The sequence below is a fragment of the Serratia oryzae genome (assembly GCF_001976145.1).
Classification (GTDB): Bacteria; Pseudomonadota; Gammaproteobacteria; order Enterobacterales; family Enterobacteriaceae; genus Chania; species Chania oryzae.
On the sequence record NZ_MOXD01000002.1, the window covers coordinates 428,088 to 440,248 of the forward strand.

Genomic DNA, 12,161 nt, shown 5'->3' on the forward strand with positions numbered 1-12,161 from the left:
TGCTAAAGGTATGGCCTCCCTCTCCCTGTGGGAGAGGGCCGGGGTGAGGGGGTTGTAGTGCGGTGTTCATCTGCCACCCTAATCCCGAGAGAGAGGTAACTGTTAGCCTTAACTGACCAGCATTACCCGATGGCCCCTTTACCCTAACAGGATCAAGATGCCTGTCAGCCGCTATTTCTTCATCATTGCTTTCAGGTTGGCAAACGGGTTATGCGTTGCCAGGCCAACGTCTTTCTGCGCGTCTTCACCGGCAATAACCGTTGAACCGTACTGATCGGCTTCGGTGTATTTTGAGTGCTCATGATCGTGGCAATACAGGCACAACATCTCCCAGTTGCTGCCATCTTCCGGATTATTGCTGTGATCGTGATCGATATGGTGAACCGTCAGCTCACGCAGGTTGGAATAAACAAATTCCCGCGAACAACGCCCGCATACCCACGGGAAGATCTTCAATGCCTTTTCGCGATAACCCACTTCCAGCTTCGCGTAGTTTTTTGGAATGTATGCCATGTGGTGCCTGCAGAGTTGAGAACAAAGTTACGGTTAATATTACCACAAACAGTCGGGTTGCCGAGTGTGGGCATTATAGCCCCGGCGCTTTCCACAGCGAGGTGGTTAAACCATGATCGACCAGCGTGAGCTGATCGGCATACACTTCTTTCCAGGCTTGGGTTTGCTGGCGGTAAAGCTCATGGTTGGCGCTATTGGGGTGGTATTCACGTTCCCAGCGCACCAACTGCTCACCGGTGGTGGCCAGTGACTCATACAATCCGGCACCCACACCGGCGGCAATGGCGCAACCCAGCGCGGTGGCTTCTTTCACCACCGGCACCTGTACCGGCAGGCCGGTGATGTCGCTGAGGATCTGGCTCCACAGTTTCCCCTTCGAGCCGCCGCCCGCGAACACCAATGAGCGCGGCTGCACGCCAGAAAAAGCGGCGATTTGGGCCAGATTGCAGGCGGAAACAATCGCGGCATTCTCCTCCAGCGCACGGAACAGCGTCTGCTTATTGCAGCGTTCCGGGTCGATCGACAGATTGATAAACGACGGTGCCGCGTGATACCAGGTTTTAAAATGCATCGCGTCAGAGAAGATCGGCATCACGCCATAGGCCCCCGGCGGCACGCGTGCCGCCATCTCTTCTAACAGGCTGTAGGCATCGACACCGAGCCGTTCCGCGAGCAGTTTTTCTTCAGCACAGAAAGCGTCACGGAACCAGCGCATGGTCAACCCGGTAAAGAAGCTGATGGATTCTGCCTGCGCCATACCGGGGATCACGTGCGGGTTGATGCGGATGTTCATCTCTGGATCGGTGATCGGCTGCGGCAGGTTGACGATCTGCTGCCAGAAGGTTCCCCCCAGCACCGCCGTCTGCCCTGGGTGGACGATGCCTAACCCCAGGCAGCCAAGCTGCACATCGCCACCGCCCATCACCACCGGTGTTCCGCACAACAGGCCGGTTTGCTGCGCCGTTTGAGCGGTAACCTGGCCCAGGAGCGTTCCGGTTTCTTTCACCGGTGAGAGGAGATCGGCACGCAGACCGGCCATGTCCAGCAGCTCCGGCCGCCAGCTGCGGCTGACTAGATCTAACATACCGGTGGTGCCCGCATTGGAGGGTTCGACCGCCAGTTCGCCGCTGAGCATATTGGCCAGCCAGTCGCTGATCATTGTCACCGTGGCGGCCTGGCGATAAATATCTGGCCGATGATGGGCCAGCCACAGCAGGCGTGGCATGGCGCTTAACGCCAGCGTCTGGCCCGAGCAGTGGTATACCTCTTGTTCGAAGCTGAAGTTATGCAGCTCTTTCAGTTCGCTGACTTCGCGGCTGGCACGAGCGTCAACGTTGGCGCAGGCCCAGATCGGCACGCCTTCGCGATCGTACAGCACGATCCCCTCGCGCATTGAACAGCAGGCGATGGCCCGAATCTGCTGCGCGCTGGCATTGGCATGCTGCAATGCCTGGCGGATACATTGGCAAACCAGTTGCCAGTTATGGGTAAGATCAAACTCCATTGAGCCGGGAACCCCCGCTACCGCCAGGTGTTGCCACTCTGCCTGACCGTGCGCGATCTGGTTACCGGCCAGATCAAAAATCACCGCGCGAATGCTGCCTGTTCCTGCGTCCAGTGCCATTAAGTAGTTCTGCATAGTTCACACTCTCAGGGGGTTAGATCTAACTATAGATGCCGTAATTCAGGGGCGCGGTGGCTGTGGGGGCATGATCTGTGAGCTATATTGCAAAATTGCCGCCTAGGGGAGGCAACAGACAGAAATCCCCCTATGGTTGGTTTATCGAACAGAGAGCGAAAAGGAGCTGTTATGCACGTTACGCTGGTGGAAATTAACGTTAAGCAGGACAAGGTTGACGAGTTTCTTGAGGTGTTCCGCGCCAACCATCTTGGTGCTATCAACGAGCCGGGCAACCTGCGCTTTGACGTGCTGCGCGATGAACAGGTTCCGACGCGTTTTTATATCTACGAAGCCTATAAAGATGAACAGGCGGTGGCCGCTCACAAGCAAACGCCGCATTATCTGCAATGTGTGGAAAGGCTGGAGGCGTTAATGACCGGCCCGCGCAAGAAAACCACCTTTATCGGCGTGATGCCCGCATGACGGGCAGGTTGTGAACGGTCTTGATAGGGGTTACCGCCCGGCATTTGCTGAATCCGGCCGCTTTGGCACCTCAATAAGCTTGCCAGTGTCACGCTGTGCAAACTGAATGTCAGGCAGATAAACGCCGATTTTGGCATGTCGTTATACACTAAATAATTCGAGTTGCATGTAGGCGGCAAGTCCGAGAGTCGCCAGGAGCATAGATAACTATGTGACTGGTGCGACAACTCTGCCGGGAGCAGAGTTGAACGCTGCTTGCAGCGGCCCCAAAGGGGCGAGGCTCATGGATGAGCCGAGTAACTGGACGCAGCCAACACCCAGGCAACTTGAAGTATGACGTGTATATAAACTTTTAAGGTTAACGGTTTCTTGATTTCACCTTCGGAGGGTGTATGCCAGACAATTGCGTAACCATATTGAATAGCGTAACGCGTTTTCTCGATCGCCAGCATGGCCTATATATCAACGGCCAGTGGCAGGCTTCTCAGGCTGAACAGCGCTTGGCGGTATACAACCCTGCCGACGGCCAGCAAATCTCCTCAACAGCCGATGCCAATGCTGCCGATGTGGCACTGGCCGTCAGCTCTGCTCACCAGGCCTTTACCGCTGGCGTGTGGGCACAGCGCCTGCCCGCCGAGCGCGAGCGTATTTTGTTGCGCTATGCCGATCTGCTTGAACAACATTGCGAAGAACTGGCCCAGTTGGAAACCCTGGAGCAAGGCAAGTCGATCAATATCTCCCGCGCCTTTGAAGTGGGCTGTACGCTGAACTGGATGCGCTATACCGCTGGGCTGACCACCAAAATTACCGGGCAGACGCTGGATGTCTCCATCCCGATGCCGCCGGGAGCCAGATATCAGGTCTATACCCGCAAGGAGCCGATCGGCGTAGTGGCCGGTATCGTGCCTTGGAACTTCCCACTGTTGATCGGCATGCGGAAGGTGATGCCAGCACTGGCTGCGGGCTGTTCAATCGTGATCAAACCTTCGGAAACCACGCCGCTCACGCTGCTGCGCATGGCGGAGCTGGCAAGCGAAGCCGGTGTGCCGCCGGGGGTTTTCAACGTGGTCACTGGCAGGGGAGCGGTGTGTGGCAAAGCGCTGACCGAACACCCGCTGATCGCCAAGGTGAGCTTTACCGGCTCTACGCCGGTTGGCAAAGGGATCGCCCGTGCGGCGGCCGATCGGTTAACCCGCGTTACGCTGGAGCTGGGCGGCAAGAATCCGGCGATCGTGCTGCAAGATGCCGATCTGCAGCAGGTGATTGAAGGCCTGATGGCGGGCAGCTTCCTCAATCAGGGGCAGGTCTGCGCCGCCAGCTCCCGCATTTATATCGAAGCGCCGATTTACGATCGCCTGGTCGCCGGTTTTGAGCAGGCGGTGAAATCGCTGTCTGTCGGGCCGGGTATGGATGGCAGTACGCAGATCAACCCGCTGGTTTCCCTGGCTCACCGCAACAAGGTGGCCGCCTATCTGGACGATGCCAGGAACAAACGTGCTGAGCTGATTAGTGGTTCCGCGGGGCCGGACGCTCAAGGGTTCTATATTCCTCCTACGCTGGTGATTAACCCGGACGATAGCCTGAATCTGGCACGGGAAGAGGTTTTTGGCCCGGTGGTTAACCTGATTCGCGTGGCCGATGCCGAAGAAGCCCTGCGTAAAGCCAACGATACTGACTATGGCCTGACTGCCAGCCTGTGGACCACCAGCCTGCAAGCGGCTATGGCTTACACGCCACGCATTCAGGCCGGAACGGTGTGGGTGAATACCCATACGCTGATCGACGCCAACATGCCGTTTGGTGGTTTTAAACAGTCTGGCAGCGGCCGCGATTTTGGGCCAGATTGGTTGGATGCGTACACCGAATCGAAATCGGTCTGTATCCGTTATTGATTTTACCCAGAGGGGCGCTGGCTGCGCCCGTTAAAAAAGGAAAGGGTAAACCCCGTTTTAATGCGGGTTAGTTAAGATTAACCCGTTTCCTTGAGGAGAGGATTAGGAGAGGATTAGGAGAGGGATCACCGTACTACCCGCCCTTCACCCTGGCCCTCTACCACAGGGCTGTCTCTTGATCAGATCTTCAGATCAAGAGACTTCGCCAGTTTATACCCTTCGATGATTTCACCGGGTGTTATGGCGTGGCCCGTGGGCGGCTACCCTTCATGGGGATAAAAGAGATCACCAACGCCCCCAGCACCAGAAAACCGGCGACCAGGTAGATACCGGCATTGAAGCTCCCGGTGACATCCTTGAGCCAGCCCATCAACAGTGGACCTAGCGCCGCGCCGCTCATGCCTGTGGCATTGATCACCGCAATACCGATGGCGCGGGCACGGAAGCTGATGGATTGATCTGGCGTGGTCCAGAAGATTGCCATCGCGGCAAACGCCCCCGTAGACGCCATAATAATCCCCAGCAGCTGCAACAGGCTGTGGGTGCTAAGTGCGGTGAACATCCAGCCCACCGCGGCAAACAGATAGGGGATCAGGGTATGAACCTTACGCTCCCGTTTGCGATCTGAGCGCTTACTCCACCAGATCATACCGATAATGGTACAAACCTGTGGGATAGCGCTGAGAAAACCGATGGTAATATTGCTGCTGCTTTGGTTAAAGCTCTGCAAAATCAGCGGGGTCCACACGCTCAGGGCGCTCAGGGTGTTGGTCAGGCAGAAATAAGCCAGGGTGTATAACAAAATCACCGGGGTAAACAGCTCACGCCACATGCTGCCATGTTGCAATGCGGTATAGCTGGTGCTGCCCTGGGGTTGTACCAGGCTCAACTTGTCCGCTTCCATCATCTCCTGCAGGCAGGCTTTGTCGTCATCGGTCAACCATTTGGCCTTGGCTGGGCTGTCATCCAGATAGAACCACACGACGGCGCCCAACAGCACCGAAGGGAACCCCTCCAGCAGGAACAACCACTGCCAGCCGCGCAGATCCAGCAGGCCATCCATGCTCAGAATATAGCCGGAAGCCAACGAACCCAGCGCCATGGTCACCGGCATGGCGATCATAAACAGCGCATTGGCTCTGGCACGATAGTAGGCGGGGAACCAATAGGTTAAATACAGCAGCAGGCCGGGTAAAAAGCCGGCTTCCGCAATACCGACCAACATCCGCAGTACATACAGGCTGTTAGGGCCGGTGGCAAACATGGTGGCGGTAGAAGCCACACCCCATACCACCATGATAATGGCTATCCAGCGCCTTGCGCCGACGATGCCTAACATGATGTTACTGGGGATACCGCAGACCACGTACATTACGTAAAACAGGGTGGTGGCCAGGCCGAACATGGTGCTGGTCAGGCCCAGATCTTTCCCCATGGTCAGGCCGGCAAAGCCAATATTGATGCGGTCGAGATAAGAGAACACAAACAGAATAAATAAAAACACCAACAGCCGACGAAACAGCTTATTGATCACGGCCTGCTGGCGGGCATTGAGTTTGATGCTGTCTGTCGCTGAACAACCTGGTGGGGTATGCTGGATAGGTTCAGCAATAGGGCTACCGTTCATAATGACTCCGCATATAACGTTTATACCCGTCATACTTCAAGTTGCATGTGCGTTGGCTTTGTTACTCGGCCCATACCGGGCCTCGCCCCTTCGGGGCCGCTGCAAGCAGCGTTCAAATCTGCCAAGCAGATTTGTCGCTCACCCCAGTCACTTACTAATGTAAGCTCCTGGGGATTATGAGCCTCAAAGAGGCTCACCCTGTGGGCCAGCGCAAGCGCTGTTCAAATCGGTCAAAGACCGATTTGTCACTGTGTCGCCGCCTTCCTGCAACTCGAATTATTTAGGGTATGTAGGTATTGAAAAACCAGGGCAGGCATATGAGTTAATGAGGTAATGCCATAATAATAAAAACAAAAATAATCGTTATTGTCAGTGCTTGCCGCTGGCCGTCTGTGGATCGCTCTTGCAAGGATCAGCGCTGGAGCTTGGCTCACTTATAGGAAGGAATGGTTTCGGCAAGCAACAAGTTTTTCATAATTGATACAAAAATGTTAACTGTGTTTAATTTTTGTATCAATTTTGTGCGATGTTCGGCCACGCAGGGGCATAACAGAGAGCAATGCCACGTGGGTAATGCTATAGACGCTTAACATAAGCGGTTATAATCGTTGCGCAACCACTTCCCTCAGTAAGGAAAATGATGAGCAAAACGCCTGATAGTCTGCCGCATGAGGATCCCGTTTTTCAGCGTGAAGAATTCCCTTTTTATTGGATCGTCAATGTCTATGCGCGTTATACCCAAATCATGGAGGTCACCCTCAAGAAGGTTCAGCTGGATGTTTCCCGCTTTCGGGTCCTGGCGATCACCCACCAATATCACACGGCCAGCATTTCGCAGATTTCTGAATATGCGCTGGCAAAAATGCCCACGGTCACCAAGATTGTCGGGCGTTTGCGCGAGGATGGTTTGGTCACTACGCTCAGCAGCGAACGGGATGCGCGCGTTACCGAAGTGACACTGACCCCAGCCGGAAAGGCCAAAGTGGAAGAGGCGCTGCACCTGACGCAGAAGGTGTTTCAAAAGGCGTTCAAGGGCATGACGGCGGCGCAGATAGAGAAAATGAATCTGTCTCTAGGTTGCGTTTTGCATAATCTCAACGAGCTGTAGTCGTAGGCCGAATTCGTGATTGCAAAATTGTGATCTGCATAAAAATACGGCTTTTAACTTACTGTAAATAAAACATTTTTAAAAAGGCCATTGGGGTTTTCTCTGATGGCCTTTTTCTATCAACACTTCCCTCTTTCTGTAGCTTATTCAAGGTGATAAGTCATTAACCATTTAACTTTTAATGTTATATGGATTGTTAATTATTTGTGATTTTTATGTGAAATATTACTTGAATATTCATCTAATTCAGCCATGATGATTCCATCGTCAATTAGATCAAAAAACAAACACTAGGGTCAGGTTGCTGAAAAAGGGCACTCGCTAAGGCAGCGCGCAGGCAGCATGCTTCTGCACAGACCAAGGGGTAAGCACAGGTTGTTATCAGCCTCGGATTACTATTCTTAAAACAGATACATTGTTTATCATCAAGGTTGAAATAATGAACCATTTATGTGAGAGCAATGCCTACATTGAGAGATTTACCCTAGGGCAAGGCGACCTGCGCTTTGCGGTGAAAGATACGCTCGACGTCGCAGGCTATGCAACGCAAGCGGGATGCCGTGCCCTGGCGTTAGCCCCTCCGGCGCTGCGCCATGCGCAGATTGTGGATACCCTGTTGAATCAACGCTGTATTCTGACGGGTAAGACCACGCTGCATGAACTGGCGTTTGGCGTCACCGGGATTAACCCCTGGAGCGGCACCCCGTTGAACCCTCAGTATCCACAGCTGATCCCCGGCGGTTCTTCCAGCGGTTCGGCGGCGGCGGTGGCGGCAGGCGAGGTTGACTTTGCCATCGGCACCGATACCGGTGCGCCAGTGCTGGGTTCGGCGGTAGCTAATTTTGACTGTGAGATTAATGAGTTCCATGAGGTCGGCAGCCACACGGTCTTTTATTGCCGAGTGCAGGAAGTGCGGGTCGGTGAATGTCCACGCGGATTGGTGTATTTCAACCGCCGCTATTATGATTTGGCGGAGGAATAAAATACATGATCTAATTTCTGCGGGATAAGCGAGGCAAGGATGACATTGCGCGATCGGCTGTTGGCGTTACTGGTAGTGATTATCTGGGGAATGAATTTTGTCATAATCAAATACGGCTTGCAGGGAATGCCACCGTTTTTGTTGGCTGGCCTGCGATTCTTGCTGGTGGCATTTCCTGCCATATTCTTTATTCCCCGGCCCAAGCTGCCGTGGCGATGGTTGGCGTTATACGGCCTGACCATGAGCTTTGGGCAATTTGCCTTTCTTTTTTGCGCCATCAAGGTGGGGATGCCAGCTGGGTTGGCGTCGCTGGTCCTGCAAGCACAGGTTTTCTTCACCTTGTTGTTGGGGATGTTAGTCTTTGCCGAGCGGTTGCGTATCCACCATGCGATCGGAATTGTAGTGGCTACCCTGGGGATGCTGTTGCTGGCACAGGCCAGCCTGCGTAATCAGGGGGCGGCGGTGCCGATCGCAGGGCTGTTGCTGACGCTGGGTGCGGCATTTTCGTGGGCAATAGGTAACCTCACTAACAAGAAAATCATGGCGATCTTTCCGCAACAGGGAATTTTGCCGCTGGTGGTGTGGAGTGCGCTGATTCCGATCGTCCCGTTCTTGGTTTGCAGCGGGCTATTTGACGATCGTCAGCGGGTGCTTGATAGCCTGCTGCATCTGCAGATGAGCAGCGTAGTGGTGATTGTCTATCTGTCATTCGCTGCCACCCTGTTGGGTTATTCTATTTGGGGCAACCTATTGGCACGTTACGAAACCTGGCGTGTGGCACCGTTGGCGCTGCTAGTACCTTTGGTGGGGTTGGCAAGCGCATGGTTGCTGATGGGAGAGGCTTTATCTTCCTTGCAAATCGGCGGTGCATTGCTGGTGCTGGCGGGAATGGCTGTGAACACCTTCGGCCTGCCGCGCTGGGGAATCGCCGCCAGAAAATAATCGGCGGCAGGGCAATTTCGTTCAATACTCTCTCACCGCGAAGCGGCACGCTGGCACCTGTGGATTTTTTACAGGTGCTGAATATGACGCTTTATCTTTCTATGGCCGCCTTTGCTCTGGCGTCTTCCATTACCCCTGGCCCGGTGAACATTGTGGCGTTGAGCAGCGGGGCGCAGTTTGGTTTTAACGCCAGCCTGCGCCACGTGACCGGGGCGACGTTGGGCTTCACGTTGCTGCTGGTGTTGATCGGCCTCGGTTTGCATGAGCTATTGGCGCTGTGGCCGGGGCTGACGCAGGCGATCCTTTGGGCTGGCGTAGGTTTTCTGCTGTATATGGCCTATCAGCTTGCGGCTGACGACGGGCAATTGGGGCAGGGCGAGAGGCAAAAAGAACCCTCATACTGGTACGGCGCTTGGTTGCAATGGCTGAACCCGAAGGCCTGGCTGGCTTCGATGGCCAGCATGGGCGCGTTTGTCGGAGACGGTGAGATGCAGTTGCTGTGGCAGTTTGCGGCGATCTACTTCGTCATCTGCTACGTTTCGGTAGCCTGCTGGGCCTATGCCGGTGCGATGCTCCGTGGCCTGTTGCAGAGTGCGCGCAATGTGCAGCGTTTCAACCGTTTCATGGCGCTGTTATTAGCAGCCAGCGCCTGCTATTTAGTGGTTGAAGGGGTCTGATATTGGCCGGGCGTCGCCGCCAGCAGCTGTTTAAAGGTGCGCTGAAAGTGCGCCTGATCGGCGAAGCCACTCTCGCTGGCGGCGGCGGCGATCGGGAAGCCGCGTTTCAGCAGCCGGTGGCCGTATTGAATGCGCTGGTTGACCAAATAGGCGTGCGGCGTCATGCCATAACGCTTCTTGAACGCGCGGATCAGGTAAGAAGGTGATAAGCCCGAGGCCTGACAGATCGCCTCCAGCGTCAGCGATTGCGTGCAATGGCGGCGGATAAAGGCGGCGGCCGTTGCCAACTTGGGGTTGATATCGATGGGCTGGGTGGGCGTTGTTCCCAGGCGTAACGGCAGTTCGCTGAAGTAATCCACGAGCGCGATCTGTTTTTCCAAATGGCTGCACAACGGATCGAGCAACAGGGCATAGAGGCGGTTCAGGCCAGCGAATAAGATCGGGTCATGGCTGAGGCAGGCCGTAAATGGGGTAAAGCCCTGTTGATCGTGCGTAGGCTCCTGTTGTAAACGGGCTAGCCAACCGGTGTCGATATAAAACATGATATAGGCCCAGGGCCGATCGCCAATCGGGTTACAGCCATGCGCCTGCTGTGGGTTGATGATCACCACATCACCGGCTTTTACTTCCAGGCGCTGTTCGCCATGGATATAACTACTGGTGCCTGCAGTAATGGCCCCGATAGAGAAAAACTCGTGGCTATGCAGTGAATAACAGAGCTTGCGGCCATCGGCGATGGCGCGTGCTTCAACAAACGGCAGGCGTTCGTCGCGCCAGAACTGCGGAGAGTCATCGGCCATTCTGTGTCCCTTGGCTGCTGGAGATAGGTGCACTGTTATAGCGTAAAGTGCCGAGGCAAGGGAATGGCCGTGTTAATCTTTGAGGCGCATTCTGCAAGCCTCTTGAAATTCACTGGATATAGGGAATGTGACAAAATGAAAAAATGGATTCACTGGCTGACCTTGCCGCCGGTGGTGCTGGTAGCCTGCGCTGCGGGCATGCTGGGCACGCGTTACCTCTCCGCTGAACGCTGGCAGGGGTATTTTCCTGTGCTGCTGGGGGCGGCCGTGCTGCTAGTGCTTTCTCTGGCTATTACTCTCAGCGCCTGTCTGCATTTTTTCCGTGCCGGTACCACGCTTCACCCGCAAAACACGCAGCAGGTGAACGTGCTGCTGGTTGACGGTATCTTCCGCTTCAGCCGCAATCCGCTGTATCTAGGGCAGTTACTGCTGCTGGCCGCCTGGGCTCTACTGTTGGAGGGCATCGGCGTGTGGCCGTGGTGGCTACTGTTTTTTGCCTATCTGCAAAAAGTGCAGATCCCGCGTGAGGAACGGTTTCTCAGCGCACGCTTCGGGGCTGATTATACGGCGTTCTGCCGCCGGGTTCGGCGCTGGCTGTAACCTTGCCTCTGGCACCGGCGGAGTGAGTTACTCTTCGTTGCGCGCCAGCAACTGGCGTTGATGTTCATCGCTGGCTGCCTGAATTTCGTCCAAGACCGAGCCGACATCGGCGCGCTTGTTGCTTTCGGTAAACTGACCGGTCAGCACGCTTTCCGGCGTCAGGTTACCTTCCTGATACAGCGCCCAAATCTCTTTGGCGTATTTCGTGCCCAACAGTTCCGGCGCATATTGGCCGTAATACTGGGTCATGTTGTTGATATCGCGCTCGAACATGCTTTTGGCGTGGTTGTTGGCCGCCGCGTCGACCACCTGAGGCAGATCGATAATCACTGGCCCGTCTTTATCCATCAACACGTTGAATTCTGACAGATCGCCATGCACCAGGCCCGCACACAGCATGCGCACCGCATAGTTCATCATCAGTGCGTGATCGTTGAGCGCCTGTTCCGGCGTTAAGGTCACATCGCTCAGACGCGGAGCCACCAGGCCCTCGTCGTCGGTGATCAGCTCCATCAGCAGCACGCCGTCCAGACAGATATCCGGCTGCGGCACACGCACGCCTGCTTTAGCCAGCAGGTACAGGGCATCCACTTCGGTGTTCTGCCAGGCTTCCTCCTGCTGCTGACGGCCAAATTTTGAGCCTTTGCTCATGGCGCGCGCATCGCGGCTGTTGCGTACCTTGCGGCCTTCCTGATAGTGCACGGCCTGCTTGAAGTTACGCTTTTCGGCTTCTTTATACACTTTGGCGCAGCGGATCTCTTCACCGCAACGCACGATAAACACGTCGGCTTCTTTGCCACTTTTCAAACGGCGGATGACGTCGTCGATTAAACCATCATCTACCAATGGCTGGAGTCGTTTTGGAATTTTCATGCAGCCTTGTACCCTATTTAGGCTCTGGTGTGAATGGTTTGCG

12 protein-coding genes are annotated in these 12,161 nt (G+C 55.1%); 7 read left to right on the forward strand and 5 right to left on the reverse strand.

The window, feature by feature from the left end:
* Positions 1-171 precede the first annotated feature (171 nt).
* On the reverse strand, positions 172-513 hold the full coding sequence (gene yajD, locus BMI79_RS05175) for an HNH nuclease YajD (protein ID WP_076941033.1): 342 nt from the start codon (positions 511-513) through the stop codon (positions 172-174).
* A 73-nt stretch (positions 514-586) separates the two neighbouring features.
* Positions 587-2,152 (reverse strand): autoinducer-2 kinase, encoded by a 1,566-nt coding sequence (gene lsrK, locus BMI79_RS05180; RefSeq protein WP_076941035.1) that lies wholly within the window; start codon positions 2,150-2,152, stop codon positions 587-589.
* A 171-nt stretch (positions 2,153-2,323) separates the two neighbouring features.
* Between lsrK and lsrG the strand changes: the two genes are divergently transcribed.
* Together lsrG and BMI79_RS05190 are read left to right on the forward strand one after the other, a co-directional pair.
* Positions 2,324-2,617: a (4S)-4-hydroxy-5-phosphonooxypentane-2,3-dione isomerase gene (gene lsrG / locus BMI79_RS05185; RefSeq protein ID WP_076941037.1), complete on the forward strand. Its 294-nt coding sequence runs from the start codon at positions 2,324-2,326 to the stop codon at positions 2,615-2,617.
* Between the two features lie 392 nt (positions 2,618-3,009).
* The gene (locus BMI79_RS05190) at positions 3,010-4,509 is read left to right on the forward strand and encodes an aldehyde dehydrogenase family protein (protein WP_076941038.1); all 1,500 of its coding nucleotides are present in this window, start codon (positions 3,010-3,012) and stop codon (positions 4,507-4,509) included.
* A 238-nt stretch (positions 4,510-4,747) separates the two neighbouring features.
* On the opposite strand, the gene hpaX is transcribed toward BMI79_RS05190, so the two are convergent.
* A complete protein-coding gene (gene hpaX / locus BMI79_RS05195) occupies positions 4,748-6,136 on the reverse strand; it encodes a 4-hydroxyphenylacetate permease (RefSeq protein ID WP_083704368.1) in 1,389 nt (462 codons plus the stop codon).
* A 640-nt stretch (positions 6,137-6,776) separates the two neighbouring features.
* On the opposite strand from hpaX, the gene BMI79_RS05205 reads away from it, so the two are divergent.
* From BMI79_RS05205 to BMI79_RS05220, 4 genes are all read left to right on the forward strand, one after another.
* The gene (locus BMI79_RS05205) at positions 6,777-7,244 is read left to right on the forward strand and encodes a MarR family winged helix-turn-helix transcriptional regulator (RefSeq protein WP_076941040.1); all 468 of its coding nucleotides are present in this window, start codon (positions 6,777-6,779) and stop codon (positions 7,242-7,244) included.
* 439 nt (positions 7,245-7,683) lie between these two features.
* Complete coding sequence (locus tag BMI79_RS05210) at positions 7,684-8,226, forward strand: amidase family protein (protein WP_083704369.1); 543 nt, start codon at positions 7,684-7,686, stop codon at positions 8,224-8,226.
* A 39-nt stretch (positions 8,227-8,265) separates the two neighbouring features.
* Complete coding sequence (locus BMI79_RS05215; protein ID WP_076941042.1) at positions 8,266-9,168, forward strand: EamA family transporter; 903 nt, start codon at positions 8,266-8,268, stop codon at positions 9,166-9,168.
* Between the two features lie 83 nt (positions 9,169-9,251).
* Entirely contained in the window at positions 9,252-9,845 is a 594-nt protein-coding gene (locus tag BMI79_RS05220) for a LysE family translocator (protein ID WP_076941044.1), read from the forward strand.
* Here the strand turns inward: BMI79_RS05220 and BMI79_RS05225 are convergent.
* Positions 9,821-10,645 (reverse strand): AraC family transcriptional regulator, encoded by an 825-nt coding sequence (locus tag BMI79_RS05225; RefSeq protein WP_076941046.1) that lies wholly within the window; start codon positions 10,643-10,645, stop codon positions 9,821-9,823. The genes BMI79_RS05220 and BMI79_RS05225 overlap by 25 nt on opposite strands.
* 135 nt (positions 10,646-10,780) lie before the next feature.
* Here BMI79_RS05225 and BMI79_RS05230 point away from each other — a divergent pair, with 135 nt between their 5' ends.
* Positions 10,781-11,245, forward strand: a complete 465-nt coding sequence (locus tag BMI79_RS05230) for a methyltransferase family protein (protein WP_076941048.1) — start codon at positions 10,781-10,783, stop codon at positions 11,243-11,245.
* 27 nt (positions 11,246-11,272) lie between these two features.
* Here BMI79_RS05230 and BMI79_RS05235 read toward each other — a convergent pair whose 3' ends face one another.
* Positions 11,273-12,118, reverse strand: coding sequence for a PA4780 family RIO1-like protein kinase (locus BMI79_RS05235; RefSeq protein ID WP_076941049.1), 846 nt, complete (start codon positions 12,116-12,118; stop codon positions 11,273-11,275).
* Positions 12,119-12,161: the final 43 nt, after the last annotated feature.

What these genes read in the sequence shown, in the direction of transcription:
- yajD (WP_076941033.1), bottom strand. Translation starts at nt 513, where the DNA reads ATGGCATACATTCCAAAAAACTACGCGAAGCTGGAAGTGGGTTATCGC.
- lsrK (WP_076941035.1), bottom strand. Translation starts at nt 2,152, where the DNA reads ATGCAGAACTACTTAATGGCACTGGACGCAGGAACAGGCAGCATTCGC.
- lsrG (WP_076941037.1), top strand. Translation starts at nt 2,324, where the DNA reads ATGCACGTTACGCTGGTGGAAATTAACGTTAAGCAGGACAAGGTTGAC.
- BMI79_RS05190 (WP_076941038.1), top strand. Translation starts at nt 3,010, where the DNA reads ATGCCAGACAATTGCGTAACCATATTGAATAGCGTAACGCGTTTTCTC.
- hpaX (WP_083704368.1), bottom strand. Translation starts at nt 6,136, where the DNA reads ATGAACGGTAGCCCTATTGCTGAACCTATCCAGCATACCCCACCAGGT.
- BMI79_RS05205 (WP_076941040.1), top strand. Translation starts at nt 6,777, where the DNA reads ATGAGCAAAACGCCTGATAGTCTGCCGCATGAGGATCCCGTTTTTCAG.
- BMI79_RS05210 (WP_083704369.1), top strand. Translation starts at nt 7,684, where the DNA reads ATGAACCATTTATGTGAGAGCAATGCCTACATTGAGAGATTTACCCTA.
- BMI79_RS05215 (WP_076941042.1), top strand. Translation starts at nt 8,266, where the DNA reads ATGACATTGCGCGATCGGCTGTTGGCGTTACTGGTAGTGATTATCTGG.
- BMI79_RS05220 (WP_076941044.1), top strand. Translation starts at nt 9,252, where the DNA reads ATGACGCTTTATCTTTCTATGGCCGCCTTTGCTCTGGCGTCTTCCATT.
- BMI79_RS05225 (WP_076941046.1), bottom strand. Translation starts at nt 10,645, where the DNA reads ATGGCCGATGACTCTCCGCAGTTCTGGCGCGACGAACGCCTGCCGTTT.
- BMI79_RS05230 (WP_076941048.1), top strand. Translation starts at nt 10,781, where the DNA reads ATGAAAAAATGGATTCACTGGCTGACCTTGCCGCCGGTGGTGCTGGTA.
- BMI79_RS05235 (WP_076941049.1), bottom strand. Translation starts at nt 12,118, where the DNA reads ATGAAAATTCCAAAACGACTCCAGCCATTGGTAGATGATGGTTTAATC.